This is a genomic window from Streptomyces sp. CB01635 (assembly GCF_002803065.1).
In the GTDB taxonomy this organism is placed as follows: domain Bacteria; phylum Actinomycetota; class Actinomycetes; order Streptomycetales; family Streptomycetaceae; genus Streptomyces.
The window spans coordinates 42,102-67,792 of the sequence record NZ_NNBL01000001.1 but is presented as its reverse complement, the minus strand read 5'-3'; the positions used below and the strand labels follow the sequence as shown (position 1 = coordinate 67,792).

Annotated in this window: 23 protein-coding genes; 12 read left to right on the top strand and 11 right to left on the bottom strand. The window is 70.2% G+C overall.

Translation table 11 applies throughout. The features are described from left to right. Nucleotides 1–36: 36 nt before the first annotated feature. Nucleotides 37–1,443, bottom strand: coding sequence for a diaminobutyrate--2-oxoglutarate transaminase family protein (locus CG723_RS00275; protein WP_199841614.1), 1,407 nt, complete (start codon nucleotides 1,441–1,443; stop codon nucleotides 37–39). Nucleotides 1,444–1,827: 384 nt separating this feature from the next. On the opposite strand from CG723_RS00275, the gene CG723_RS00270 reads away from it, so the two are divergent. Together CG723_RS00270 and CG723_RS00265 are read left to right on the top strand one after the other, a co-directional pair. Continuing rightward, on the top strand, nucleotides 1,828–3,054 hold the full coding sequence (locus tag CG723_RS00270) for a trypsin-like serine peptidase (RefSeq protein ID WP_100591107.1): 1,227 nt from the start codon (nucleotides 1,828–1,830) through the stop codon (nucleotides 3,052–3,054). A gap of 209 nt (nucleotides 3,055–3,263) precedes the next feature. Next, nucleotides 3,264–4,466, top strand: coding sequence for a trypsin-like serine peptidase (locus CG723_RS00265; RefSeq protein WP_100591106.1), 1,203 nt, complete (start codon nucleotides 3,264–3,266; stop codon nucleotides 4,464–4,466). Nucleotides 4,467–4,560: 94 nt separating this feature from the next. Here CG723_RS00265 and hflX read toward each other — a convergent pair whose 3' ends face one another. The 6 genes from hflX to miaA form a co-directional block, all read right to left on the bottom strand. Beyond that, entirely contained in the window at nucleotides 4,561–6,069 is a 1,509-nt protein-coding gene (hflX, locus tag CG723_RS00260; RefSeq protein ID WP_100591105.1) for a GTPase HflX, read from the bottom strand. Nucleotides 6,070–6,294: 225 nt separating this feature from the next. Continuing rightward, a complete protein-coding gene (locus CG723_RS00255; RefSeq protein ID WP_100591104.1) occupies nucleotides 6,295–7,773 on the bottom strand; it encodes a M1 family metallopeptidase in 1,479 nt (492 codons plus the stop codon). A 67-nt stretch (nucleotides 7,774–7,840) separates the two neighbouring features. Continuing rightward, the gene (locus CG723_RS00250) at nucleotides 7,841–9,970 is read right to left on the bottom strand and encodes a RelA/SpoT family protein (RefSeq protein WP_100591103.1); all 2,130 of its coding nucleotides are present in this window, start codon (nucleotides 9,968–9,970) and stop codon (nucleotides 7,841–7,843) included. A gap of 137 nt (nucleotides 9,971–10,107) precedes the next feature. Next, nucleotides 10,108–10,986 (bottom strand): diaminopimelate epimerase, encoded by an 879-nt coding sequence (dapF, locus tag CG723_RS00245; protein ID WP_100591102.1) that lies wholly within the window; start codon nucleotides 10,984–10,986, stop codon nucleotides 10,108–10,110. A gap of 84 nt (nucleotides 10,987–11,070) precedes the next feature. Then, entirely contained in the window at nucleotides 11,071–11,538 is a 468-nt protein-coding gene (locus tag CG723_RS00240; protein WP_100591101.1) for a hypothetical protein, read from the bottom strand. Nucleotides 11,539–11,645: 107 nt separating this feature from the next. Then, nucleotides 11,646–12,584 (bottom strand): tRNA (adenosine(37)-N6)-dimethylallyltransferase MiaA, encoded by a 939-nt coding sequence (miaA, locus tag CG723_RS00235; RefSeq protein ID WP_100591100.1) that lies wholly within the window; start codon nucleotides 12,582–12,584, stop codon nucleotides 11,646–11,648. A 182-nt stretch (nucleotides 12,585–12,766) separates the two neighbouring features. On the opposite strand from miaA, the gene CG723_RS00230 reads away from it, so the two are divergent. Continuing rightward, nucleotides 12,767–13,054, top strand: coding sequence for a hypothetical protein (locus CG723_RS00230; RefSeq protein WP_100591099.1), 288 nt, complete (start codon nucleotides 12,767–12,769; stop codon nucleotides 13,052–13,054). A gap of 24 nt (nucleotides 13,055–13,078) precedes the next feature. Continuing rightward, the gene (locus tag CG723_RS00225; RefSeq protein WP_100591098.1) at nucleotides 13,079–13,342 is read left to right on the top strand and encodes an antitoxin; all 264 of its coding nucleotides are present in this window, start codon (nucleotides 13,079–13,081) and stop codon (nucleotides 13,340–13,342) included. Between the two features lie 100 nt (nucleotides 13,343–13,442). Here the strand turns inward: CG723_RS00225 and CG723_RS00220 are convergent, their stop codons facing one another. Together CG723_RS00220 and miaB are read right to left on the bottom strand one after the other, a co-directional pair. Then, entirely contained in the window at nucleotides 13,443–14,168 is a 726-nt protein-coding gene (locus tag CG723_RS00220; RefSeq protein ID WP_100591745.1) for a class III extradiol dioxygenase subunit B-like domain-containing protein, read from the bottom strand. A gap of 47 nt (nucleotides 14,169–14,215) precedes the next feature. Continuing rightward, nucleotides 14,216–15,700, bottom strand: coding sequence for a tRNA (N6-isopentenyl adenosine(37)-C2)-methylthiotransferase MiaB (gene miaB / locus CG723_RS00215; RefSeq protein WP_199841613.1), 1,485 nt, complete (start codon nucleotides 15,698–15,700; stop codon nucleotides 14,216–14,218). Between the two features lie 99 nt (nucleotides 15,701–15,799). Between miaB and CG723_RS00210 the strand changes: the two genes are divergently transcribed. After that, on the top strand, nucleotides 15,800–16,795 hold the full coding sequence (locus tag CG723_RS00210; RefSeq protein ID WP_100591096.1) for a TAXI family TRAP transporter solute-binding subunit: 996 nt from the start codon (nucleotides 15,800–15,802) through the stop codon (nucleotides 16,793–16,795). A gap of 18 nt (nucleotides 16,796–16,813) precedes the next feature. Here the strand turns inward: CG723_RS00210 and CG723_RS00205 are convergent, their stop codons facing one another. Continuing rightward, nucleotides 16,814–18,220 (bottom strand): HAMP domain-containing sensor histidine kinase, encoded by a 1,407-nt coding sequence (locus CG723_RS00205; RefSeq protein WP_100591095.1) that lies wholly within the window; start codon nucleotides 18,218–18,220, stop codon nucleotides 16,814–16,816. Nucleotides 18,221–18,229: 9 nt separating this feature from the next. Beyond that, nucleotides 18,230–18,916 (bottom strand): response regulator transcription factor, encoded by a 687-nt coding sequence (locus CG723_RS00200; RefSeq protein ID WP_100591094.1) that lies wholly within the window; start codon nucleotides 18,914–18,916, stop codon nucleotides 18,230–18,232. Between the two features lie 293 nt (nucleotides 18,917–19,209). Between CG723_RS00200 and CG723_RS00195 the strand changes: the two genes are divergently transcribed. The 7 genes from CG723_RS00195 to CG723_RS00165 all read left to right on the top strand — a co-directional run bounded on the left by CG723_RS00195 (nucleotide 19,210) and on the right by CG723_RS00165 (nucleotide 25,666). Continuing rightward, on the top strand, nucleotides 19,210–19,986 hold the full coding sequence (locus CG723_RS00195; RefSeq protein ID WP_100591093.1) for an amino acid ABC transporter ATP-binding protein: 777 nt from the start codon (nucleotides 19,210–19,212) through the stop codon (nucleotides 19,984–19,986). Nucleotides 19,987–20,048: 62 nt separating this feature from the next. Beyond that, nucleotides 20,049–20,969 carry a glutamate ABC transporter substrate-binding protein gene (locus CG723_RS00190; protein WP_100591092.1) on the top strand — a complete coding sequence of 307 codons (921 nt, stop codon included), beginning with the start codon at nucleotides 20,049–20,051 and terminating at the stop codon, nucleotides 20,967–20,969. 135 nt (nucleotides 20,970–21,104) lie between these two features. Further along, a complete protein-coding gene (locus CG723_RS00185; protein WP_100591744.1) occupies nucleotides 21,105–21,752 on the top strand; it encodes an amino acid ABC transporter permease in 648 nt (215 codons plus the stop codon). Further along, the gene (locus CG723_RS00180; protein ID WP_100591091.1) at nucleotides 21,749–22,636 is read left to right on the top strand and encodes an amino acid ABC transporter permease; all 888 of its coding nucleotides are present in this window, start codon (nucleotides 21,749–21,751) and stop codon (nucleotides 22,634–22,636) included. The genes CG723_RS00185 and CG723_RS00180 overlap by 4 nt, the downstream gene beginning before the upstream one ends. 185 nt (nucleotides 22,637–22,821) lie before the next feature. Beyond that, nucleotides 22,822–24,429, top strand: a complete 1,608-nt coding sequence (locus CG723_RS00175) for an FAD-dependent monooxygenase (protein ID WP_100591090.1) — start codon at nucleotides 22,822–22,824, stop codon at nucleotides 24,427–24,429. A gap of 218 nt (nucleotides 24,430–24,647) precedes the next feature. Continuing rightward, nucleotides 24,648–25,175, top strand: a complete 528-nt coding sequence (locus tag CG723_RS00170) for a cysteine dioxygenase (RefSeq protein ID WP_100591089.1) — start codon at nucleotides 24,648–24,650, stop codon at nucleotides 25,173–25,175. A gap of 47 nt (nucleotides 25,176–25,222) precedes the next feature. Continuing rightward, nucleotides 25,223–25,666 (top strand): rhodanese-like domain-containing protein, encoded by a 444-nt coding sequence (locus CG723_RS00165; RefSeq protein WP_442802516.1) that lies wholly within the window; start codon nucleotides 25,223–25,225, stop codon nucleotides 25,664–25,666. Nucleotides 25,667–25,691: the final 25 nt, after the last annotated feature.

Genomic DNA, 25,691 nt, shown 5'->3' with positions numbered 1-25,691 from the left:
TGGGTGGGGCCTCGGAACGCGCCCGTCCTGGCTGGGCTATCCCCGATGGGTGCGGGCCGCTTCGACCAGGGCGTCTGCGAGGCGCTCGACGACCGCGGCAGCCTGTTCGTCGGTAATCGTGAGGGGCGGCAGGAGGCGTACGACGCTGGAGTGGCGGCCGCCGAGCTCGACGATGAGTCCACGACGGAGGCATTCGTGCTGCACGGACGCGGCGAGTTCGGGCGCGGGAAGATGCGGGCGCGCGTCGGGTCCGGCGGGCCGGTTCGGGTCCTGGGCGGCGCCCACGTCGACCAGTTCGACGCCGATCATCAGACCGCGGCCCCGTACGTCCCCGATGCAGGGGTGTTCGGCGGCGAGACCCTGGAGCTGACCCACCATGCGGGCACCCAGGAGGGCGGCGCGTTCGGCGAGACGGTTCTCCCGGACATAGGCGAGGGTCGCGGCGCCGGCGGCCATGGCGAGCTGGTTCCCGCGGAACGTGCCGGCGTGGGCCCCGGGTTGCCAGACGTCGAGGTCGTCCCGGTAGACGACGACGGCCAGGGGAAGGCTGCCGCCGATCGCCTTGGACAGGACCATGACGTCGGGCACGACTCCGCTGTGTTCGACGGCCCAGAAGGTGCCGGTCCTGCCCACTCCGGTCTGGACCTCGTCGGCGATCAGCGGGATGGAGCGTGCCGCGGTGAGTTCGCGCATCCGGCGCATCCAGGAGTCGGGCGCGGGAATCACTCCGCCTTCCCCCTGGACGGGTTCGAGGATCATGCCGGCGGGGTGCGGCACCCCCGACTTGGGGTCATCGATGAGGGATTCGGTCCAGCGCGCGGAGAGTTCGGCGCCGCGCTCGCCGCCGACGCCGAAGGGACAGCGGTAGTCCTGCGGATAGGGCAGCCGCGCGACCCTGACGTCCTGCGCCCCGCCGGACGCTTCGAGCGCCCCCGCGGTCATCCCGTGGTAGGCGCCGGTGAAGGCGAGCATTCCGCTGCGGCCGGTGGCCGTGCGGACGAGTTTCAGGGCGGCCTCCACCGCGTCGGTGCCGGCCGGTCCGCAGAACTGGATCCGTGCCCGTTCGGCGAGCCCGGCGGGCAGCGTGCGGAAGAGTTCCGTCGTGAAGGCGTCCTTTACGGGGGTGGCCAGATCGAGCACGTGCAGGGGGGCGCCGGAGTCGAGTACGCGCCTGATCGCTTCGAGGACGACGGGGTGGTTGTGGCCGAGGGCCAGCGTGCCCGCGCCGGAGAGGCAGTCGAGGTACCGGCGTCCATCGGCGCCCTCGATGGTCAGGCCGCGCGCCCGCACGGGCACGATCGGCAGGGCGCGCGCATAAGTGCGGGCCGCCGATTCCCGCGCGGACTGCCGCCGCAGGATCCCCTCTTGGGCAGCGCCCTCACGGGCGGCGCCTCCCTCATACCCCGCGGGCACCGCCGCGGGCGCAGGCTCGGTGACGGCCACGACTGCTGGTCCTCCCCCTGGATCCCGCTGGATCCGGTCGAATTCTCGGTGTGGGGGGATCAGTTGACGTACGTATGTCCGGGGCCGAACCCCAAGGATCGAGCGGCGGCGCCGAATCCCCCGTACGTACCAACGACGGTGACTGCGCGGGATCACGGGTCGGCGGAAAATCCTTGGCCCGCGGAAGATCCCTGCCGTGACGGAACCGTTGCCGTTCCGTGGATAGTCACCCGCAGCGCGCGCATAGGGTGGGTTGCCGTTCGACGGAGGGCGGAGGGTTCGGTCGCGGGGCGAGGCACAGCAAGTGCCGAGCGTGGCGCGACCGGTTCACGACCGCCGGCGGCCGGCACTGCACAGTTCTCGGAGCCCAGGGGGATTCACGACATGCGACCCATACGTCCGCTCTTGACCGTTCAGCTCGGGAGGAGCGTGCGCCGCAGAACCTCCCCCGTGGCGGCCGCTCTCGCCATCGGTGCGGCGCTCGCGCTCACCGCCACCGCGTGCGGTCCTGGCGACGACAACGCGGACTCGAAGCCGACCGCGGCCGCGACGCAGGGCGGCAGCGACAAGATCCAGATCCCGGACGACATCAAGGACCGGCTCAAGGAGCACGGTATTGATCTGGACAAGTGGAAGAACGGCGAGTGGAAGAACTGGGACAAGGACAAGTGGCTGCGTGAGGCGCAGGACTACGTCAACCCCATCATCGACGGTCTGTGGGACCCGGACCGGATGCGTGACGCCGACAAGAACCCGGACAACGAGGTCGACGACAACGACATCTCGGGCGACCAGGGTGTGACGGACCCGACGCCGCAGCCGGTGAAGGCCGCGGCCGTCGGCACGCCGTACCACGACAGCGCGCCGTACGCCGGAAAGCTCTTCTTTGACGGCCCCGAGGGGTCGATGGTCTGTTCGGCGACGGTCGTCACGGACCCCGCACACCCGGGCAAGTCGAACATGGTGTGGACCGCGGGCCACTGCGTGCACGCCGGCAAGAACGGCGGCTGGTACCGCAACATCGCCTTCGTGCCCTCGTACAACAACGCGGGCCTGTCGGACGAGCAGCTCAAGACCGCCACCAAGGAAGAGGTCGCTCCGTACGGCGTCTGGTGGGGCGCGTGGGCGCAGACGTCCGACCAGTGGATCGAGCAGGGCGGCCCGACGGGCGGGCAGGGCGCGCCGTACGACTTCGCGGTCATCCAGGTCACGCCGGAGAAGGGCAGCGAGGGCAAGTCCCTTGAGGAGGCGGTCGGTACGGCCGTACCGGTCGACTTCAACGCCCCCGCGGTGCCCAAGATCGCGACGATGACGGCGAAGGGCTACCCGGCAGCGCCGCCGTACGACGGCCAGACGCTGTACCAGTGCGCCGACAAGCCGGGCCGGCTCTCGCTGGCGAAGGCCGAGCCGACGATGTACCGCATCGGATGCACCATGACCGGCGGTTCGTCCGGTGGCGGCTGGATCGCGCAAGGCTCCAGCGGCAAGCCGTCGCTGGTGTCGAACACGTCGATCGGCCCGGTGACGGCCGGCTGGCTCGCGGGCCCGCGCCTCGGCAAGGAGGCCAAGGGAATTTACGACGCGGTCAGCAAGAAGTACGCCGGCCAGTAGGCAGGTACCGCCCGTAGGCAGCCCGCACGCAGGCACCGCCAACCGGCAGGCAATGGGCGGCGGCGGGGTGACGCAACCTTCACCACCCCGCCGCCGTTCGTCCCCAACTCCACAGGCATAGTGGGGTGCTGCGTCCGAGATCTCCGCACGGAGCCCAGTCCGGACCTGACAAGCTCATGACATATTCGCTCAACGGGGGTAACTGCACCATGCGTTCCACACGTCCGTCATCCATGCGGAGCCGGGGCCGGCGTACCGTCCTCGCCGCTACGGGGCTCGCCGCGGCCCTGGCGCTCACCGCCACGGCCTGCGGCCCGAGCGACGACAAGACGAGTGACAAGTCGGCCGCCTCCGCTTCACAGGGCGCCGGCGACGGATCCAACGGCCAGCTGCCCGGGGGCATCGCCGACCAGCTCAAGAAGCACGGCATCGACCCGGACAAGTGGCAGAACGGCGCCTGGAAGAACTGGGACAAGGACGACTGGCTGCGCGAGGCCAAGGACTTCGTCAACCCGGTCATCAAGGACCACTGGAAGCCCGAGCGGATGAAGTCCGCCAAGGACCCGGACAAGACGATCGCCGCGAAGGACGCCTCGGCCGACCAGGGCGCCACGGACCCTGAGCCGCAGCCCGTCAAGGCCGTGCCCGAGAAGACCCCGTACCACGACAACGCCGCCCCGGTCGGCAAGGTCTTCTTCGACTCGCCCGAGGGTTCGATGGTCTGCTCCGGCACCGTCGTGAAGGACCCGCGCAACCCGGGCAAGTCCAACCTCGTCTGGACCGCGGGTCACTGCGTGCACGCGGGCTCGGCGGGCGGCTGGTACCGCAACATCGCCTTCGTCCCGGCCTACAACGACCTGGGCAAGTCCGAGGCGCAGCTGCAGAACGCGGCCCCGCAGGAGATCGCCCCGTACGGCACCTTCTGGGCCGACTGGGCCTCCACCTCCAACGAGTGGATCGACACGGGCGCCGAGTCGGGCGGTGCGGGCGCTCCGTACGACTACGCGGTGCTGCACGTGAAGCCGGAGCAGGGTTCCAAGTCTCTTGAGGAGACCGTCGGCAACGCGCTGCCCGTCGACTTCTCCGAGCCGGCGGTCCAGTCGGTCAGCAGCATGGGCGCCTGGGGCTACCCGGCCGCGCCGCCGTTCAACGGCCAGCTGATGCACAAGTGCATCGACCGCCCGGGCCGTCTCTCCCTCAGCCCCGACATGCCGACGATGTACCGCATCGGCTGCACCATGACCGGCGGTTCGTCCGGTGGCGGCTGGTTCCGGATGGTCGACGGGAAGACGCAGCTGGTGTCGAACACGTCGATCGGCCCGGCCGGGAACACCTGGCTGGCCGGACCGCAGCTGGGCAAGGGCGCCCAGCAGGTCTTCGACACGATGAGCGAGAAGTACGGCAGCCAGTAACCGCCGGCTTCACCGAACGAACGAGGGCCCGCCCCCAGGAAGTTGGGGGCGGGCCCTCGCCGTCGGCACAGGAGGCCCGGCTGCTGCCGGAGCGTCAGCTCGCGGCCGCCGCCGGAAGGTACGGCGCGAACTCTGCGGCGAGTTCCTCGTGCACCCGCGCCTTGAGCAGGGTGCCGTCCGGGGTGTGCTCCTCGGAGATCACCTCGCCGTCGGCGTGCGCACGCGCGACCAGCTGGCCATGCGTGTACGGCACGAGCGCCTCGATCTCGACCTCGGGACGCGGCAGCTCGTCGTCGATGATCGCGAGCAGCTTGTCCATGCCGAGCCCGGTGCGGGCCGACACCGCGATCGCGCGCTTCTCGACGCGCAGCAGCCGCTGGAGGACGAGCGGGTCGGCCGCGTCCGCCTTGTTGATCACCACGATCTCGGGCACCTTCGTGGCGCCCACGTCGCGGATGACCTCGCGTACGGCGGCCAGCTGCTCCTCCGGCGCCGGGTGCGATCCGTCCACCACGTGCAGGATCAGGTCGGATTCACCGACCTCCTCCATCGTGGAGCGGAACGCCTCGACGAGGTGGTGAGGCAGGTGCCGCACAAAGCCGACCGTGTCGGCCAGCGTGTACAGCCGGCCGCTGGGCGTCTCCGCCCTGCGGACGGTCGGGTCGAGGGTGGCGAACAGGGCGTTCTCCACCAGGACACCGGCGCCCGTCAGGCGGTTGAGCAGGGACGACTTGCCCGCGTTGGTGTATCCGGCGATGGCCACCGAAGGCACCTTGTTGCGCTTGCGCTCCTGGCGCTTGATCTCGCGGCCGGTCTTCATCTCCGCGATCTCCCGGCGCATCTTCGCCATCTTCTCGCGGATCCGTCGCCGGTCCGTCTCGATCTTGGTCTCACCGGGACCACGGGTGGCCATGCCGCCGCCGGAGCCGGAGGAGCCACCGCCACCCATCTGCCGGGAGAGCGACTGACCCCAGCCGCGCAGTCGCGGCAGCATGTACTGCATCTGCGCGAGGGCGACCTGCGCCTTGCCCTCTCGGGACTTGGCGTGCTGGGCGAAGATGTCGAGGATCAGGGCGGTCCTGTCGACCACCTTGACCTTGACGACGTCTTCGAGGTGGATGAGCTGGCCGGGGCTGAGCTCACCGTCACACACGACGGTGTCGGCTCCGGTCTCGAGGACGATGTCGCGCAGCTCCAGTGCCTTGCCCGAGCCGATGTACGTCGCCGCGTCGGGCTTGTCCCGGCGCTGGATGACGCCGTCGAGCACCAGGGCGCCGGCGGTCTCGGCGAGGGCGGCCAGCTCCGCGAGGGAGTTCTCCGCGTCGTTCACCGTTCCCGAGGTCCACACACCGACGAGCACGACCCGCTCCAGGCGGAGCTGCCGGTACTCGACTTCGGTGACGTCCTCGAGCTCGGTGGAGAGGCCGGCGACGCGGCGCAGGGCCGCACGCTCGGAGCGGTCGAACTGGTCGCCGTCCCGCTCTCCGTCGATCTCGTGGCTCCAGGCGACGTCCTCTTCCATCAGGGCATCGGCCCGAAGACCTTCGGGGTTGTTCTGCGCGAAGCTCTGCGCGTCCTGGGAAGGGGAAGAAGAGGAGGTCATTGGATCCTTACGTCGAGGTGATACGAACTGGTGACGGTCCGCGCATGACAGCGTGGTCCATCGACTGACACAACGTCCCGGGGCGTCCGTAGATTCCCGGGGCGGCCGTGCCGCCGACCTGAAAGATGGTCGCACGGTACGGCCCGTCTCGTCACCCGACTTATTGCCCGCCGGCGCCGGGCCCGAAGCCTGTCCTGCCTGGGCTGTGCGCCGCCGGTCGATGGCCTACCCCTTGGCCGGCTTCGCCTTCGCCACCGGCGTCGACTTCCAGTCCGGGTGCCCCGGCATCGGCGGCGTCTTCTTCCCGTAGAGCCAGGCCCGGAGGAAGCCCTGGAGATCGCGGCCCGAGGTCTGCGAAGCCAGGCTGATGAAGTCCGCCGTGCTCGCCGTGCCGTCACGGTGCGTGCGCACCCAGTCGCGCTCCAGGCGCTCGAAGGCCGGGGTGCCGATCTCCTGGCGGAGCGCGTAGAGGACGAGGGCGCTGCCGTCGTAGACCACCGGCCGGAAGATGCTGATCTTCTGGCCCGGCTTCGGGCCCTTGGGGGAGGCCGGCGGGCCACCCGCGGCGCGCCAGCCGTCCGAGGCGCGGTAGGCCGCACGCATGCGCTTGGCCATGGACTGGTGGCCCTTCTCCTGGGCGTAGAGGGCCTCGTACCAGCTGGCATGCCCCTCGTTCAGCCACAGGTCGGACCAGGTGCGGGGGCTGACGCTGTCGCCGAACCACTGGTGCGCCATCTCGTGGACCATGATCGAGTCGATGTACCAGGCGGGGTACGCGGGCTCCGTGAAGATCTCCTTCTCGAAGAGGGAGAGCGTCTGGGTCTCGAGCTCGAAGCCGGTCCGGGCCTGGGCGATCAGGAGGCCGTAGTTCTCGAAGGGGTAGCTGCCGACCTTCCCTTCCATCCAGGCGAGCTGGGCGGGCGTCTTCTTGAGCCACGGTTCGAGGACCTTCCGGTCCTTGGCGGGCACCACGTCGCGGACGGGAAGCCCGTGCGGCCCCTCCCGATGCAGCACCGCGGAGTTACCGATCGAGACCTGCGCCAGCTCGGTGGCCATGGGGTGGAGGGTGCGGTACGACCAGCTGGTGTCCGCGCCGTGGCGCATCTTCAGGAAGGGCACCCCGTTGGCCACGACCGTGAGCGCCTTGGGGGCGGTGACCCGGAGCGTGAACAGGGCCTTGTCCGAAGGATGGTCGTTGCTCGGGAACACACGGTGCCCGGCGTCGGCCTGATTGGCCATGGCGAGACCGTCCTTGGTCTGCACCCAGCCCCCCTCCTCCTTGCCGGGCACCGGGTTGCTGGTGTGCCGCACCGTGATCTCCAGCGGGGCACCCTCCGGGACGGCCCTCTCGGGCGTGACGACCAGGTCTTCGTCGCTGGTGTCGAACCGCGCGGGACTGCCGTTGACCTCCACGGAGCGGACGGTTCCGTGCGAGAAGTCGAGATTCACCTGCTCGAGGCGGGCGGTCGCCGTGGCCTCGATCTTGGTGACGGCATCGAGCGGCTTCTTGTTGTCGCCGTGGTACGTGAACGCGATGTCGTACGACTCCACGTCGTAACCAGGGTTGCCCAGGTGCGGGAAGAGCCGGTCTCCGATGCCCAGCGGGACGGCCGGCGGCGGGGCGCTCGCGGCGAGAAGTGCGGTGGAGGCGGCCGCGGCGACGAGCGCGGCGCCCATGCGGATGGTGCGGGGGGTGAGCAGCATGAACTACGGCTACCAGCGCCCGCGTCCGGACCCGGGCGGGACGCGCCACACCCACCCGAACGAGACCCTACGAGCTGGTCTGGGCGGAGTGCTGCGCGCGGCTGACGTCGTACACCCCTGCGATGTTGCGCATGGCGCGCATCAGTGCGGGGAGCGTTGTCGCGTCGGGGAGTTGGAGCGTGTAGGTGTGGCGCACACGGCCCTGGGTCGGCGGTTCCACGGTCGCGGAGATGACGGCGACGCTCTCCAAGGCGATGGCTTCGGTGAGATCGGCCAGCAGATGCGGCCGGCTGAAGGACTCGGCGATCAGGGAGACCCGGCACTGCGTGGTGTCGCCCCAGTGCACGCCGACCTCGGCGCGCCCCGCGCTCTTCATGCGCTCCACGCCGTGACACTCCGCGCGGTGCACGGTCACGACACCGCCGCGTACGGCGAAGGCGGTCACCGCGTCGGGTGGCACGGGCGTGCAGCAGCCCGCGAGGCGGACCGTGGCGCCCGGCTGGTCCACGACGGCGTTCGCCTCGGCGGGGCGGCCCGCAGGTGCGCCTTGAGGCGTCCTGGGGGCCGGCTCCGGGGTGCGCCGGTCCTCGGGCTCGGGCTGGGGTGTGGCCGGGTGGGTCGTGAGCCAGCGCCGGATGGCGATGCGCGCGGCGGGCGTACGGGCGTGGTCGAGCCAGTCCCTGGAGGGCTCGGAAGCGGGGTCCTGGCCCATGAGGAGCTGAACGGTGTCCCCGTCGCTCAGGACCGTGCTGAGCGTCGCCAGCCGGCCGTTGACGCGGGCTCCGATGCAGGCGTGGGCGTCCTCGCCGTACTGGGCGTACGCGGCATCGACGCAGCTGGCGCCCGCGGGCAGGCCGAGCGTGCCGCCGTCGGGCCGGAAGACGGTGATCTCGCGGTCCTGGGCGAGGTCTTCGCGCAGCGTCGACCAGAAGGTGTCCGCGTCCGGGGCGGCCTCCTGCCAGTCGAGGAGGCGGGAGAGCCAGCCGGGCCTGGTCGGGTCGGCGCGCTCCCCGTCGCTGTCGGCCTGCTCCTCCGAAGGAGGAGCGTAGGGATTTCCGAGGGCGACGACGCCGGCCTCGGCGACCTTGTGCATCTGGTGGGTACGGATGAGGACTTCGGCGACCTCCCCGTCACCGCGCGACACGGCTGTGTGCAGCGACTGGTACAGGTTGAACTTCGGTACAGCGATGAAGTCCTTGAACTCCGAGACGACCGGCGTGAAGCACGTGTGCAGCTCGCCGAGCACCCCGTAGCAGTCGGCGTCCTCGCCGACGAGCACCAGCAGGCGCCCGAAGTCCGCACCGCGCAGTGTTCCGCGCTTGCGTCTCGACCGGTGCACGGAGACGAAGTGCCGTGGCCTGATCAGTACTTCGGCCGTGATCCCGGCGTCCTTCAGGACGGCGCGGGCGTCCTCGGCGATCTCCGCGAGGGGGTCGGTGTGCCGCGCGTCGTTGGCCGCGATGAGCTCGCGGGTCACCGTGTACTCGTCGGGGTGCAAGATCGCGAAGACGAGGTCCTCGAGCTCGGTCTTGAGTGCCTGGACGCCGAGGCGTTCTGCGAGCGGGATGAGCACGTCCCGGGTGACCTTGGCGATGCGCGCCTGTTTCTCGGGGCGCATCACGCCGAGGGTGCGCATGTTGTGCAGCCGGTCGGCGAGTTTGATCGACATGACCCGCACGTCGTTGCCGGTGGCGACGAGCATCTTGCGGAAGGTCTCGGGTTCGGCGGCCGCTCCGTAGTCGACCTTTTCGAGCTTGGTCACGCCGTCGACGAGATAGGCGACCTCTTCGCCGAATTCCGTACGCACTTGATCGAGCGTCACCTCGGTGTCCTCGACGGTGTCGTGGAGGAGGGACGCGGTCAGCGTCGTGGTCTCGGCGCCCAGCTCGGCGAGGATCAGCGTCACGGCGAGGGGGTGTGTGATGTAGGGCTCGCCGCTCTTGCGCATCTGTCCCCGGTGGGAGGACTCGGCGAGGACGTATGCCCGGCGCAGCGGCTCAAGGGGGGCTTCCGGGTGGTGGGCCCGGTGGGCCTCGACCACGTGTCCGATCGCGTCGGGCAGCCGGTTGCCCGCGGCGGGGCCGAGGAGCGCGGCCCAGCCGATGCGGCGCAGGTCGATCCGGGGACGGCCGCGCCGGCGGTGCGCGCCCGGTGTGACCGGGCCCGGCGTCGCGGGATTGGTCGCCTCCGCACTCATGAGCACCTCCGGCTGCGTCGACCGGCGGCGGTCTGCGGGGTTCCCGCCCGGGCCGGTGCTTGATGCTACCGAGCCCATCACGTGGAGCAGTCCCCCTCTCGCCCAGCGTGAAACGGATCACCCATTCGAGCGAACGTTCAGGGGTTTACGGTTTCGAGACCCGCCAGCCAGTCCGTGTCGATCTCTCCCTCGGCGACGATCACCGCGGGTCCTGTCATCTCGATCTCCCCGTCGGCCCGCTCCGTGATCACCAGCTGTCCGCCGGGCAGATCCACTGCGTACGTCACCGGCGATCCGGTGACCGCCGGGTCCAGGCCGTCCCTGCGGGCCGCCGCGACGGCCACGGCGCACGCGCCCGTGCCGCACGAGCGGGTCTCGCCCACGCCACGCTCGTGGACCCTCATGGCTACGCGACGGGGGCCGCGGTCGACGACGAACTCGACGTTCACCCCGTCCGGGTAGGCCGTGGCCGGGGTGAAGGGCGGGGCGGAGAAGAGGTTGCCGGCCTGGGCGAGGTCGTCCACGAAGGCGACGGCGTGGGGGTTGCCCATGTTCACGTTGCGCGCGGGCCAGCTGTGGTCGGCGACGCTGACGGTGACATCCCCTTCGGGGAGGAGGGCCTTGCCCATGCCGACCGTGATGTCGCCCTCCTTGTCGATGTGCACGCTCTTCACGCCTCCGCGCGTGGCCACCGCGAGGTCGCCCTCGCCGACATGGCCGGCGCGCTGAAGATAGTGGGCGAACACACGCACGCCGTTGCCGCACATCTCGGCGACCGAGCCGTCGCCATTGCGGTAGTCCATGAACCACTCGGCCTCGGAAGCCAGGTGCCGCGCGTCGGGGTGGGCTGCGGAGCGCACCACGTGCAGCAGGCCGTCACCGCCGATTCCGGCTCGTCGGTCGCACAGGGCTGCGACGGCCGCCGGGGGCAGCTCCAGGGCGTTCTCCGGGTCGGGGACGATCACGAAGTCGTTCTCGGTCCCGTGCCCCTTGAGGAAGGCGATCCGCGTGCTCATTCCTCGATCGTACGGGGTGGCGACGACAACCCATCGGGACGTCCCGTTACGCGGACCGGCCCAGCCTGATCCGAACGAAAAGCACTAGCGCAGGCGGGCGACGCGCCACACGGCGAGGACGGCGACTGCGGCAACCACGACTGCGTACGCGCCGACGACCCGCCAGTCCGGGCGCCGGCCCGATCCCCGGGCCGGGAAGCCGGGCCAGGTGTAGCCGACGCGGCGCGCGGCCATCATTCCCCAGCCGGCGGCGCAGGAGCTGATCAGCAGCCCCAACATCGCCACGACGGCTCCGCCGTCCCCGAACTCGAAGAAGAGCGGGAAGGCGAACATCAGCGAGCCGATCGCGGAGAGGATCACAATGGGCGCGAGCTGCCACAGGCGCAGGCGCCGCTGCGGGCGCAGCTCCACCTCGACCTCGGCGCCTCCGGTCTGCGATGCGAGCTCCTCGGCCGTGGGGCCGTCGGCGATCACACCGTCCGGGGTCGCGTCCGGTCCGTCAGGGCTCAGCTGTTCCCCGCCGGGTGCGGTGTCACGAGGGCCGGCCTCCATCGCCACGCGCCCTCCCACTTCGGACTCCACTGGTCGATCGATGGTCGATGATGGCACGCTCCCAGGGGCCGCGATGACGGCCGGAGCGTCCCGATGCCATCACGTGATCAGGCTGTAACCGGTCGTTCGATCAACGTCATTGCCCGGGCCGGGAGTTCCCCGCGTTCGGCCGCCTCGCCGCTGAGCCAGTGGACGCGCGGATCGCGCCGGAACCACGAGTCCTGACGGCGCGCGAAGCGCTTGGTGGCGCGGACGGTCTCGGCGCGCGCCTCGCCCTCGGTGCACTCCCCGGCCAGCGCGGCGAGCACCTGCTGGTAGCCGAGCGCGCGCGACGCCGTACGCCCTTCCCGCAGGCCGCGCTCCTCCAGGGTGCGCACCTCGTCCACGAGCCCGGCGTCCCACATGCGGTCGACGCGGGTTGCGATGCGCTCGTCAAGTTCGGGGCGCGCCACGTCCACGCCGATCTGGACGGTGTCGTAGACGGACTCATGTCCGGGCAGGTTGGCCGTGAAGGGCTTGCCTGTGATCTCGATGACTTCGAGGGCCCGGACGATGCGCCGGCCGTTGCTCGGCAGGATCGCCTTGGCGGCCCCGGGGTCGCAGACGGCGAGGCGGGCGTGCAGGGCGCCGGAGCCGCGCAGGGTGAGCTCCTCCTCCAGGCGTGCGCGCACCTCGGGGTCGGTGCCCGGGAACTCCAGGTGGTCCACCGCTCCGCGGACGTAGAGGCCGGAGCCGCCGACCAGGACGGGCCAGCGTCCTGCGGCGAGCAGCCGGTCGATCTCGGCGCGGGCGAGTTTCTGGTATTCCGCGACGCTGGCCGCCTCGGTGACGTCCCAGATGTCCAGGAGGTGGTGCGGCACCCCGTCACGTTCCTCGGGCGTCAGTTTGGCGGTGCCGATGTCCATCCCCCGGTAGAGCTGCATGGAGTCGGCGTTGACGACCTCACCGCCCAGCTCTCTGGCGAGAAAAACACCCAGATCGGACTTTCCGGCCGCAGTGGGTCCGACGACGGCGATGACCCGCGGAGCGGGAGCTGCACTACTCACCGCCCCAGTCTCGCAAACCTCGGGACGTCTTCCCGAACGAGCTACGTGACGCCACAGGTCCGGGGTCGTTCCCTGTTGCGAGGTTCCGACCGCCGGTTTCGAGTACCTCAGGCCCGGGCGATGCAATCGGACGCACCGGGCGACGCGGGATTTCGCCCGCACGAGTAACGTATGGAGTTGAAATGGGTGTTTTCGCCAGGTTCCGCCGGAAGTCGAAGGACACGGAGGAGGCGTCAACCAGTGAGGCGCAGGCCGCCACTCTGACGGCCGAGCCCGAGGCCGAGGGCTCCTCCGCCGGGACTTCCGAGGCTGCCGACACCTCCGCAGCCGCCGACGCTGCGGCGCCGGAGGCGTCCACGGAGGCTGCCGATACCCCCGAGCCCGCCACGGCGGAGCCCGTGGAGATCCCGAAGCAGCAGTCCGCGGAGCAGGCCGCCGACAACGAGGCCGGTGACAGCGCCCGCAAGTAGTCCCCCGCCAGTGAAGGTGAACCCATGGGAATCATGGACACGCTGAAAGCCAAGCTCAGCAAGGACAAGGCCTCGGACCTCGCGCAGCAGCACGGGGACAAGATCGACCAGGGTCTGGACAAGGCCGGGAAGACGGCCGACCAGAAGACCCAGGGCAAGTACAGCGACCAGATCCAGACAGGCACGAGCAAGGCCAAGGACGCTATGGACCGCTTCGGGGGTCCGGGCCAGGACAAGGGCGGTAGCTCGGGCGGTGGGGCCACCCCGCCACCTCCTCCCGCCTCCTGAGACGCGGTACCCGCACACGGTGACGGTCGCGGACCCTTGCGGTTCCGCGACCGTCACCTTTCGTCTGTGAGCGCTCTGCTACAAGTGCGTGCGCGCTCGTCTACGACCAGCTGGCGACGAAGTAGCCGACTCCGTAGGGAGCGTCCTCGTAAAGGACGCTCCAGTTCTGGCACTCGTCCTGGTCCTCGTCCTCGACGGAGGCCGCCGTGAGAATCTGCCACGGGGAGCGGCCGGAGATCTTGAGTTCGCGGGCGAGGTCCGCGTCGAGGGTCGCGAAGAATCCGTCGTGGTCGCCGTTGCCCAGGGCCTGAGCGATCGACGCGTCGACCCCTTCGGCACGGTCGTCCAGATACCCGGGAGCCTTGACGCTGCGGCAGGCCGTCCCGTCGCCCATGACCAGGAATCCCACGCGGTCGGCCCGTGCCGCGAGGTGCACGCCGTCCTCGCCGTTGGCGGGCCAGGACCTGTCGCTCTCGACTTCGTAGCCCTCCACAGGGCCGGTCCACCCGGCCCGGTCGAGCAGCCAGGCGCCCACCGTGAGGGACAGGGGCAGCCGGTGCGCCGGTGCCTCGGAGTCGGGAGCCGCGCCCAGGCGGACCTCGCGGTCGACACCGAACGGCTGGAAACCGCCCATGGCGCCGTGCTTGTGCGTACGGGTCGCGGGCCCTTCGCCGACGACCACGATCAGGTCGGGCCGGGCGGCCAGGACCGCGCGGACGGCCTCGTCGCAGGCCGCGCGCGCGGCCTCCAGCTCGGGGGCCGCGCCCACGGCGACCTCGGGTACGAGCAGGGGCGGGCAGGGACAGACGGCGGCGGCGACAAGCATGATCGGCAGCCTACTGCGCGGCACGTGGCCCGCAGGGAGCGGTGCCGTCAGTTGACGGCGCAGCCGCCCGTGGCCGCCGGCAGCGGGGCCGGGACGCCCACCGAGGGCAGGCCCAACAAGACGCCCTGTTTCTGCTGGGGCTCCGCGTTCCGCTTCTCCCAGGCGTCACCCGCGCGCGTGCGGCGCACGTCGAGGACGTCGCCCTCGGCGAGCAGGTGGTGCGGGGCCGCGTACGTGATCTCGACAGTGACGACGTCACCGGGGCGCACCTCGGCGTCCGGCTTGGTGAAGTGCACCAGGCGGTTGTCGGGGGCGCGGCCGGACAGGCGGTGCGTGGCGCCGTCCTTGCGGCCCTCGCCCTCGGCGACCATCAGCTCCAGGGTGCGGCCGACCTGCTTCTTGTTCTCGTCCCAGGAGATCTCCTCCTGGAGCTCGACCAGGCGCATGTAGCGCTCCTGGACGACCTCCTTGGGGATCTGGCCCTCCATGGTCGCCGCCGGGGTCCCGGGGCGCTTGGAGTACTGGAAGGTGAAGGCATTCGCGAAGCGGGCCTCGCGGACCGCGTGCATGGTCTGCTCGAAGTCCTCCTCGGTCTCGCCGGGGAAGCCCACGATGATGTCCGTGGAGATGGCGGCGTGCGGGATCGCGGCGCGCACCTTCTCGATGATCCCGAGGTAGCGTTCCTGCCGGTAGGACCGGCGCATCGACTTCAGGACGGTGTCCGAGCCGGACTGCATCGGCATGTGCAGCTGCGGCATCACGTTCGGCGTCTCGGCCATGGCCGCGATCACGTCGTCCGTGAAGTCGCGCGGGTGCGGGGAGGTGAAGCGCACCCGCTCCAGGCCCTCGATCTTCCCGCAGGCGCGCAGAAGCTTGCTGAAGGCCTCGCGGTCGCCGATGTCCGAGCCGTACGCGTTCACGTTCTGGCCGAGCAGCGTGATCTCGCTGACGCCCTCGCCGACGAGCGCCTCGATCTCGGCGAGGATGTCGCCCGTCCTGCGGTCCTTCTCCTTGCCGCGCAGGGCGGGCACGATGCAGAAGGTACAGGTGTTGTTGCAGCCTACGGAGATGGAGACCCAGGCCGCGTACGCGCTCTCGCGGCGCGTGGGCAGCGTCGAGGGGAACGCCTCCAGGGACTCGGCGATCTCGACCTGCGCCTCCTCCTGGACGCGGGCACGCTCCAGGAGGACCGGCAGCTTGCCGATGTTGTGCGTGCCGAAGACGACATCCACCCACGGGGCCCGCTGCACGATGGTGTCGCGGTCCTTCTGCGCGAGGCAGCCGCCGACGGCGATCTGCATGCCGGGCCGCTTCGTCTTCATCGGCGCCAGGCGACCGAGATTGCCGTACAGCCTGTTGTCCGCGTTCTCGCGGACGGCGCACGTGTTGAAGACGACGACATCGGCATCACCGTCGGCGCCCTCGGGCGCACGGACGTATCCGGCGTCCTCAAGGAGGCCGGAGAGCCGCTCGGAGTCGTGGACATTCATCTGGCACCCGTAGGTGCGCACCTCGTAGGTCTTCGCGCTCATCTCGCACACCAGGGTACGGGGTCACCACGCGCGCGTGCCCCGGTGTTCCCTGACCTCCGCCCTGGTCCTCACGGTGAGTGAAATGGCAGGATCGCCCGCATGCACAAGGCCCTCCCCCGTGTCAGCAGGCGCCGAGCCCTGGAGGGCTCGGCCGCCGCCCTCGTCGTCCTCGGGCTGCTCCTGTGGTGGCTGCTGCCGCTGGACGACGGGACACCGGGGGGCAACGTGACGTTCAGTACGGGCCAGCGGACCGGGGTGTACGAGCGCTACGGCAACCTCCTCAAGACCGCGCTCGGCCACGACCTGCCGGACCTCGATGTGCGCCTGACGAACAGCGAGGGGTCCCAGGAGAACGTCGAACGGGTCGCCACGGGGAAGGCCGATTTCACGATCGCGGCCGCTGACGCCGTGGAGAAGTACAAGCTCCAGGGCGGCGCCGGAGGGGACCGGCTGCGTGGCTGTGCCCGCCTGTACGACGACTACGTGCAGCTGGTCGTGCCCCGCTCGTCGTCGATCAGGTCGGTCCAGGATCTGCGCGGCCGCAAGGTCGCCGTGGGCGGCAAGGGCTCCGGGGTCCGGCTCATCGCGGAGCGCGTGGCCAAGGCGGCCGGGCTCGACCTGGAGAGGGACATGAACCCCGTCTCCACAGGGATCGACGGCATGCCCCAGGCGCTCAAGGACGGCGACATCGACGCCTTCTTCTGGTCGGGCGGCCTGCCGACGAACCATGTGCGCAAGCTGTCCGAGAACTACCCCATCCGTCTTGTCGAGCTCGGCAACCTCGTCGACGCACTGCACAAGCAGGGCGGCGCGTCCCGTTACTACCGGGCCGCCGTGATGCCCGCCGACGCCTATCCGGACGCGCAGCAGGGTGTCTCGGTGCCCACGCTGGCCGTGGCGAATCTGCTGGTGACCACGGACCGTGCCGACCCCCGCCTGACGGAGGCGCTGACGCGCACGGTGATAGACAGCCGCGACCACATCGGCACGCAGGTGCACGCGGCGCAGCTCGTGGACCTGCGGACGGCGCTCTACACGGATCCGCTGGCGCTGCACGAGGGCGCCCGCCGCTACTACCGCTCGGTGAAGCCGTAGGGCCCCTGACCCGCCGCCTCAGCCTTCGCGGTGGGTCCGGGGCACCGCCACCGTCACGCACAGCCCGTGGGGCTCGTGAGGGGCGTACGTGATGGAGCCGCCGCCGGCCGCGAGCAGCGCCCGCGAGATGGACAGGCCGAGGCCCGATCCCTTGACGTTCTGATGGCCGGCGCTGCGCCAGAACCGGTCGCCGATCCGCGCGAGTTCGTCCTCGCGCAGGCCCGGCCCCCGGTCAGCGACCACGATCTCCGTGGACTCTCCGTTACGGGCGACGCAGACCCGTACCTCCTCGCCGGAGGGGGTGAACTTCAGGGCGTTGTCGATCACCGCGTCCAGGGCGCTCGACAGCGTCACGGGGTCCGCCCACCCGGTGACCGCGGGGCAGTCCCCGGTCAGCCGTACCCCCTTTTCGTCGGCGACCGGCCGCCAGGCGCCCACGCGTTCGGTCACCAGCTCGCCGATGTCCGTGAGCCGCAGATCCGCCTCGGTGTGCTCGGCGAGGGCCAGGTCGAGCAGGTCGTCGAGGACCGAGGCGAGCCGCTTGCCCTCCGTGCGCACGGAGGCGATCTCCTCGTTCCCCTCGGGCAGTTCGAAGGCCAGGAGTTCGATGCGCAGGAGCAGGGCGGCGAGCGGATTGCGCAGTTGGTGCGAGGCGTCGGCGACGAAGGCGCGCTGCTGCTCCAGGACGTCCTCGACGTTGTCGGCCATCTCGTTGAACGACCGGGCCAGGCGCTGGAGTTCCGGCGGTCCGCCGGCCGAGGCGACGCGCGACTTCAGGCGGCCGGTGGCGATGTCGTGGGTGGTCGCGTCGAGGACGCGCACGGGCCGCAGGACCCAGCCCGTCAGCCGCAGGGCCGCGCCTACGGCCAGAAGCATCGCCGCCGCCTCGCCCGCCGCGATGAGCAGCCACCCCTGAAGCGTCTTGGAGCGCATCTTGCCGGTGGGTGAGTCGGTGACGACGACCGCGACGACATCGCCGTCGCTGATGACCGGTGACGCGACGACGAGCCGGCCGCGCCTCCAGGGCCACACCTGCTGCGGGTCGTGGCTGCCGCGCGAGAACAGGGCCTCGTCGAAGGCCTCGCGCACAGCTCCGTCGCGGGGCAGCTGCCAGTCGTCCGGGGCGCGCCCCATGGGGTCACTGTTGCGGTAGAAGACGCCCGCGCGGATCCCGTACACCTCGTAGTAGCGCGTGAGTTCGTTCTGCAGGGTCTGTTGGCGCTCGTCCGTGACGCGTACACGGGAGCCCGTCGAGCGCTTGGTGACGAACTGGGCCAGCGCGGCAAAGCGTGCCGTGTCGTCGATGCGGTCGACGACGACCTTCTGCTGCTGGGCGGCCGCCACGCTCGCGGCGAGCGGGAAGCCGAGCGCGAGCAGCACACCCGCCATCAGGACGATGAGCAGCGGGAGGAGGCGAGCGCGCACCCGCGGCCTCTAGGCGGCCGGCGCGACGAGCCGGTACCCGACGCCACGCACGGTCTCGATGAGGGCGGGCATGCGCAGCTTGGAGCGCAGGGACGCGACATGCACCTCCAGCGTGCGGCCCGTCCCCTCCCAACTGGTGCGCCAGACCTCGCTGATGATCTGTTCCCGGCGGAACACCACCCCGGGGCGCTGCGCGAGAAGCGCCAGGAGGTCGAACTCCTTGCGGGTCAGTTGGACAACCGAACCGTCCACGCTGACCTGGCGGGTGGGCAGTTCGATGTGCACGGACCCGAGCCTCAGTCCGTCCTCGGCCGGCACGGAGGACTCGTCCGGCACACTGCGCCGGCTGACCGCATGGATCCGGGCGAGCAGCTCCCCGGTGTCGTACGGCTTGACCACGTAGTCGTCGGCACCGAGGTTGAGGCCGTGGATGCGGGAGCGCACGTCCGCGCGCGCGGTCACCATGATCACGGGTGTCGACGTGCGCTTGCGGATCTTGCCGCACACCTCGTAGCCGTCCTGGTCGGGCAGGCCGAGATCGAGGAGTACGACTCCGAAGGCGTCCGCCTCGGGGACGAGCGCCCGGAGCGCTTCCTCGCCGCTGCGGGCGTGCGCCACTTCGAAGCCGTGCCGGGCGAGGACCGCCGACAGAGCAGCGGCGACATGGTCGTCGTCCTCGACGAGAAGCAGTCTCATCACGGCCCCCTTCGGTTCATCGGTCGTTCGGCCCCGGCACGCCGGCAGGCGTTATCCGTGCACGCGAGTGCGGCACACCAGGGCATCCACTCCGATACATAAGGACGCCGTCAAGAGCGTTCCGGTTACGGGCGCCTTCCGTTATCCAGCCGGTACGCGCGGGGCCACCCTCTTCACGCATCGTGGCCGGTTGAAGCCGGATCGTTATGCTCAAGTTCCCCTCAGATGTAATGACGCTGGTCGTACGGCATTACTACTGTCCTCCCAACCGAGGAGGATGGAGCAAGACCCCGATGACCGATGTATCGGTGACCAAGGACGCCATTCCCGCGGCCGACGAGCTGGTCGTGCTGAACCAAGTCAACAAGCACTTCGGCGCGCTGCACGTGCTCCAGGACATCGACCTGACCATCGCGCGTGGTGAGGTCGTCGTCGTCATCGGACCCTCGGGCTCCGGCAAGTCGACGCTGTGCCGCACGATCAACCGCCTGGAGACCGTCGACACAGGTGACATCACGATCGACGGCAAGCCGCTGCCCCAGGAAGGCAAGGAGCTGGCCCGCCTCCGCGCGGACGTGGGCATGGTCTTCCAGTCCTTCAACCTCTTCGCGCACAAGACCGTGCTCGAGAACGTGATGCTGGGGCAGATCAAGGTCCGCAGGACGGACAAGAAGGCGGCCGAGGCCAAGGCGCGCACCCTGCTCGACCGGGTGGGCGTGGGCACGCAGGCGGACAAGTACCCCGCGCAGCTCTCCGGCGGGCAGCAGCAGCGCGTCGCGATCGCACGGGCGTTGGCGATGGACCCCAAGATCATGCTCTTCGACGAGCCGACGTCGGCCCTCGACCCGGAGATGATCAACGAGGTCCTGGAGGTCATGCAGCAGCTCGCCCGTGACGGCATGACGATGATCGTCGTCACCCACGAGATGGGCTTCGCGCGCTCGGCGGCCAACCGCGTGGTCTTCATGGCGGACGGACGGATCGTCGAAGAGGCCACCCCCGACCAGTTCTTCAGCAACCCGCGCAGCGACCGGGCCAAGGACTTCCTGTCGAAGATCCTGCACCACTGACGCTGACGCACGGGCGTCTGACTTTTCACGGCCGAAATCTGCCGACACGAAGGATGTTCACCATGAAGCTCCGCAAGTCCGCCGCGGCGGCGGCCACTGTCGCCGTGCTCGCCCTCACCGCCACCGCGTGTGGCGGCGACTCCGGCAACGCCGGTGACAAGCCCGCCGGCGGCGCCGGCGGCAAGGACCAGCCGAAGCTGCCCACGTACACGGTCGCCTCGGGCGTGAAGCTGGACTCCGCGACGCTGAAGCGGGCGCAGAAGGCCGGCAAGCTCGTCATCGGCGCCAAGAACGACCAGCCGTACCTGGGCTTCCAGGACACCGACGGCAAGCGCTCGGGCTTCGACATCGAGATCGCCAAGATGGTCGCCGCCGACCTCGGCTTCAAGCCGTCGCAGATCGAGTTCAAGACGATCGACTCGAACGTCCGTGAGACGACCATCTCCAAGGGCGAGGTCGACCTCTACGTAGGCACCTACACGATCAACGACGAGCGCAAGAAGCAGGTCGGTTTCGCCGGCCCGTACTTCATGGCCGGCGCCGACCTCCTCGTCCGCGGCGACGAGAAGGGCATCACGGGCCCGGACTCCGTCAAGGGCAAGTCGGTCTGCTCCATCAAGGGCTCGACCCCGCTCCAGGAGATCAAGAAGCCCAAGTACGGTGCCAAGACCGTCGAGCTCTCCAAGTACTCCGAGTGCGTGCAGCAGCTGCTCAACAACGAGGTCGACGCCGTCACCACCGACGACGCGATCCTCAAGGGCTACGCCGCACAGCGCCCCGGCAAGCTGAAGGTCGTCGGCAAGCCGTTCACCGAGGAGCCGTACGGCGTCGGCATGAACAAGGACGACAAGGCGCTGCGCGAGGCGGTCTCGAAGGCCATCGAGGCCCACGAGAAGAACGGCGACTACAAGAAGGCGTACGACGCGACGCTCGGCCTGTCCAAGTCCGCGTACACCGCGCCGCCGGCGCTCGAGCGCTACTGACGCGCTGACGGTGCGGGCCCCGGCCCGCACCGTACGACCCCCCGGCAGTGAACGGCCCGCCACGGGCGCAACCGCACAGTGCGCCCGTGGCACGGCCCGCGCTGCCTGTCCGCCGCCGCCCACGAGGACATCCCCGTGAACGTATTGCTCGACCATCTCGCGGAATTCCGCGAGGGGTTCATAGGCACCGTCCTGCTGACCCTGGCCAGCGGGCTCCTCGCGATGGTCCTGGGTGTCATCATCGCCGGGTTCCGTGTCTCACCCGTACCCCCGCTGCGCTTCTTCGGCACCGCCTGGGTCACGCTCTTCAGGAACACCCCGCTGACCCTGCTCTTCCTTGTGGCGTGGTTCGTCGTTCCGGTCATCTTCATGCCGGGCCTCAGCCCGTGGGCCAAGGCCCTCATGGCGCTGAGCTTCTACACCTCGGCGTTCGTGTGCGAGGCCGTCCGGTCCGGCATCAGCACGGTGCCGCTGGGACAGGCCGAGGCCGCCCGGTCCATCGGGATGACCTTCTTCCAGACGCTGCGTCTGATCATCCTTCCGCAGGCCACCCGGACCGTCCTGCCGCCGCTCAGCTCGATCTTCATCGCGCTGACGAAGAACTCGGCGATCGCGGGCGCGTTCAGCGTCACCGAGCTGTTCGGCGTGCAGAAGCTGCTCAGCGACCAGGGCTTCGCCATCGCCTGGATCTTCCTCTGGGTGGCTCTCGGCTACCTGGTCATCACCTTCACCATCAGCGGTCTCTTCCGGCTGCTCGAGCGGCGCATGGGGGTCGCACGATGAGTTCGAGCGTCCTGTACGACGCACCGGGCCCCAAGGCCCGGGTGCGCAACCGCATCTACACGGTCGTCGGCTCCCTGGCCGTGCTCGGCCTGATCGCGTTCACCCTTTACCGGATGAACGTCAAGGGGCAGCTGGAGCCCGAGGTCTGGAACATCTTCAACAACGCCGGCGTGCGGACCAGCATCCGCGACGGCGTGCTCACCACGCTGAAGGTGTTCGCCGTCGCCGGCGTGCTCTCCCTGGTGCTCGGCCTGCTCCTGGCCGTCGCTCGCCTGTCCGAGCACAAGACGGTCCGCTGGGCCGCCACGGGCTTCATCGAACTGTTCCGCGCGATCCCGCTGCTGATCACGATCTACGCCCTTTGGTTCCTGTTCCTGACCTACAAGACCAGCCTCGGTGTCGTCGGCGACAACACCGCCTTCTGGGCGCTCGTCATCGGTCTGACCGTCTACAACGGCTGCGTGCAGGCCGAGGTGATCCGGGCGGGCGTCAACGCCGTGCCGCGCGGACAGGTGGAAGCCGCGTACGCACTGGGGCTGCGCAAGTCGCAGGTCATGACAATGCTGCTGCTGCCGCAGGCCGTGCGCTCCATGCTGCCGACGATGATCAGCCAGCTCGTGGTGACCCTCAAGGACACCTCTCTCGGCTACATCATCACGTACAGCGAGCTGCTGTTCGCGGCGCGCACGATGGCCAGCAACATCATCGTCAACGGCGAGAACCCGATCACCGCGGTGGTCATCGTCGTCGGTGCGATCTACGTGGCGCTGTGTCTGGCCCTGGCCGCGCTCGCCACCTGGATCGAGCGGCGCGGCCGTCGCGCGAGGACCGGTATCGCGGTGGCGACCGCCACCAACCCCTCCGTCGTCAACGGGACCGACTGAACGGCCCTGCAGAAGAACTGACGAGATGTGAGCAAACGGAGGCAGTGGCATGATCGCCACTGCCTCCGTCACTTGACGCAAGCACCGGCAATGGGTTGCATACGTTCTGTGATCGCGCACCCCGCTCCAACTGCCCTTTCTTGTACGCCTCCCACAGCACTCCCCGGGGCAGGAGGAGCCGCGCCGTGGACCCGGTGATCGTCGTCGGCGCCGGCCCCGTCGGGCTCACGCTCTCCCTCGCTCTCGCCCGCCAGGGCGTGCCCTCCGTAGTGCTCGACGAGGGCCCGGGCAAGGACGAACAACGGCCCGCACGGACCGTGATCCTCCGCGAGGACACCGCCGCCCTCGTGGAGCGGCTCGCCCGGACGTCGTTCGACAAGACGGGCACGCGCTGGACCGGCTGGCGTTCCCTGCGGCGCAAACAGGTGATGCGGGAGCTCACCTTCGGTGAGCAGATGCCCTCGCCCCTGCATCTGGCCCAGCACGAGCTGACCGGCTCACTGCGGGAGGCCGCCGACGGCGAGCGGCTCATCAGGATCGCCGTGAACAGCCGCCTCGACTCGATCGAGCAGGAGAGCGGCGCACTGACCGCACACACGCGCGGGCCGAAGGGCACCTGGTGGCGCGGGAGCTTCCTGGTGGGCTGCGACGGACCGCGCTCCACGGTCCGCAAGCTGCTCGACATCCGCTTCCCCGGCCGCACGGCCGTCGAGCGACACGCCGTCGCCGCGCTGCGCACGGAACTTCCGTGGCCCGGCGAGGCGTTGCTCCATCGGAGCCTTCGCTGGCGGACGTCGGGCCCGTCCGGCGGGGAGGTCGTCGGCCGCCCCCTCGCCGACGGCGTCTGGCGCCTCGACTGGCTGCTGCCGCCCCGTAGCGAGCTGGTCACGCCCGACATCCTGGTGACCCGCATCCGGGAGACGCTGGCCGGCTGGTGCGATGGCTCGACACCGCCGTACGAGCTGCTGGACACGGGGGTGCACACGGTTCACCACCGCCTGGCCCGGCGGTGGCGGGTCGGCCGGGTCTTCCTCGCCGGTGACGCGGCGCACCTGCTCGGCGCGCTCGGCACCCAGGGCCTCGACGAGGGCCTGCGGGACGCGGACAACCTCGCCTGGAAGCTGGCCCTCGCCTGGCACGACGGCCCGCACGAGGCGCTCCTCGACAGCTATCAGGCCGAGCGCCGCGCCGTCGTCGCGGGCCGGCTGCGCGCCGCCGACCAGGCGCTGCCGATACTGCGAGGCGGCAAAGGGCTGCGCTCGTACGTCGCCGGATCAGCGCGCGGCCATGACGCGCTGCTCACGGACGGTCATCTGGGGCACGGGGCGCTGGGCGCTCTGGGGGCGTACGCCGAGTCGCCTCTCGCGCCGGAGCCCCCGGAAGCCGCGGTCGACGTGGGTACGGCTCCGGGCGCGCCCATCCGGGACGTGCGGGTCACGGCGCCCGACGGGTCCTTCGCCCGGCTGCGGGACCGGCTCGGCCTCGGGCGCCTGCTCGTCGTTCTGATCGCGCCCGGCACTGGCGTGTGGGAGCGGCGGCACTGGGTCTCGGCCGGGGTCATGCCACGGCTCGCGGCCGCCGTCACGGCGCTGCCGCACGAGGCGGAGCTGCTCGTTGCGGAGAGTTACCCGGGCGCCCCGGCGCACTCCGTGCTGCTTGTACGCCCGGACGGCCACCTGGTCACGGCCCTGAGCGGGGTGCATCCCGCTCAGCTGTACGCGGCCGCGCAAGCCGCGCTCGGGGGGCCCGTGGAGAACGGCGCGAAGGCCGGGAGCGCCGCCGGAACGAGTTGACCGACCCCCTCCGCCATGGTGTACTCCGGAGCGTGACCGACACCGATGTGCGCCTGTGGCGGAGGGTCCATATGGACCTCGTCCGCTATGTGGGCTGCGTGTGTCGCCCGTCCTGCTGAATTCGCTTCTTCCCTCTGCGCGATCCCCCCTTCTTCCCGGGTTCACCGGTTCTTCCGGGGCTTCTCGCGCACTCTCCGCGAACCTTCAGGACGGTATCTGTGTCTGCCTCACCCTCCCCTTCCCTGGCGACCGCCGCGCCCACGCAGCGTGACCTCCTCGACTTCGTACGCCGTACCGCCGAGGACCACGAACTCATCGCCTCGCTCCCCCTGGACCCCGAGGGCCGCACGTGGGTGCGGCTCGAAGGGCCCGGCGGCAGCGAGGCATGGCTCATCGGCTGGCCGCCCGGCACGGGCACCGGCTGGCACGACCACGCCGAATCCGTCGGCGCCTTCCTCACGGCGTCGGGCGAACTCAAGGAGAACTCACTCGCGGCCCGGCTGCCCGCCGACGGCTGGAAGACGCTTGAGCTGTCCGAGGACGTGGACCGCGAACGGACGCTGGCCGCGGGCAAGGGCAGGGCCTTCGGACAGCACCATGTGCACGAGGTCCTCAACGAGTCCACCAGCGAGCACGCGATCTCCGTGCACGCCTACTACCCGCCACTCCCCCAGATCCGCCGCTACAGCCGCGCGGGCGCGGTGCTGCGGCTCGAGACGGTGGAGCGGCCGGAGGACTGGCAGTGAGCGGAGGGGGCAGGGTGGGTGACGTGACTAATGAGGTGAGTGGCGGCGTGAGCGGCGTGGGTGGCGCGGGTGGCGCGGGTGGCTTGAGCGGCTCGCGGAGTGAACGGCCTGAGGGAATCGACGAGTTGCTCGATCGGGTGCGCCTCGGTCTGGACCGGGTCGAGGCCGGTGAGGCGTACGCGGCCGCCACGACGGGCGACGCGCTCCTCGTCGACATCCGGTACGCGGCGCTGCGGGAGCGGGACGGGCTGATCCCCGGGGCGCTCGTGGTGGAGCGCAACGAACTGGAGTGGCGGCTCGACCCCCAGGGCAGCCATCGCGCAGCCGAGGCGACGAGCCACGATCTGCGCGTCGTGGTCGTGTGCAACGAGGGATACGCGTCGAGCCTCGCCGCCGTCTCCCTGCGGCAGCTGGGGCTGCACCGGGCCACCGATCTGGTGGGCGGCTTCCAGGCGTGGAAGGCGGCGGGACTGCCGGTGGCAGCCGAGTGACGGTCGCGTGAGGTCGCAGGTGTAC

Bases quoted from the DNA above. Each gene is read 5' to 3' on its own strand.
- CG723_RS00270 (WP_100591107.1), top strand. From the start codon at position 1,828: ATGCGACCCATACGTCCGCTCTTGACCGTTCAGCTCGGGAGGAGCGTG.
- CG723_RS00265 (WP_100591106.1), top strand. From the start codon at position 3,264: ATGCGTTCCACACGTCCGTCATCCATGCGGAGCCGGGGCCGGCGTACC.
- hflX (WP_100591105.1), bottom strand. From the start codon at position 6,069: ATGACCTCCTCTTCTTCCCCTTCCCAGGACGCGCAGAGCTTCGCGCAG.
- CG723_RS00255 (WP_100591104.1), bottom strand. From the start codon at position 7,773: ATGCTGCTCACCCCCCGCACCATCCGCATGGGCGCCGCGCTCGTCGCC.
- CG723_RS00250 (WP_100591103.1), bottom strand. From the start codon at position 9,970: ATGAGTGCGGAGGCGACCAATCCCGCGACGCCGGGCCCGGTCACACCG.
- dapF (WP_100591102.1), bottom strand. From the start codon at position 10,986: ATGAGCACGCGGATCGCCTTCCTCAAGGGGCACGGGACCGAGAACGAC.
- CG723_RS00240 (WP_100591101.1), bottom strand. From the start codon at position 11,538: ATGGAGGCCGGCCCTCGTGACACCGCACCCGGCGGGGAACAGCTGAGC.
- CG723_RS00230 (WP_100591099.1), top strand. From the start codon at position 12,767: ATGGGTGTTTTCGCCAGGTTCCGCCGGAAGTCGAAGGACACGGAGGAG.
- CG723_RS00225 (WP_100591098.1), top strand. From the start codon at position 13,079: ATGGGAATCATGGACACGCTGAAAGCCAAGCTCAGCAAGGACAAGGCC.
- CG723_RS00220 (WP_100591745.1), bottom strand. From the start codon at position 14,168: ATGCTTGTCGCCGCCGCCGTCTGTCCCTGCCCGCCCCTGCTCGTACCC.
- miaB (WP_199841613.1), bottom strand. From the start codon at position 15,700: ATGAGCGCGAAGACCTACGAGGTGCGCACCTACGGGTGCCAGATGAAT.
- CG723_RS00210 (WP_100591096.1), top strand. From the start codon at position 15,800: ATGCACAAGGCCCTCCCCCGTGTCAGCAGGCGCCGAGCCCTGGAGGGC.
- CG723_RS00200 (WP_100591094.1), bottom strand. From the start codon at position 18,916: ATGAGACTGCTTCTCGTCGAGGACGACGACCATGTCGCCGCTGCTCTG.
- CG723_RS00195 (WP_100591093.1), top strand. From the start codon at position 19,210: ATGACCGATGTATCGGTGACCAAGGACGCCATTCCCGCGGCCGACGAG.
- CG723_RS00190 (WP_100591092.1), top strand. From the start codon at position 20,049: ATGAAGCTCCGCAAGTCCGCCGCGGCGGCGGCCACTGTCGCCGTGCTC.
- CG723_RS00180 (WP_100591091.1), top strand. From the start codon at position 21,749: ATGAGTTCGAGCGTCCTGTACGACGCACCGGGCCCCAAGGCCCGGGTG.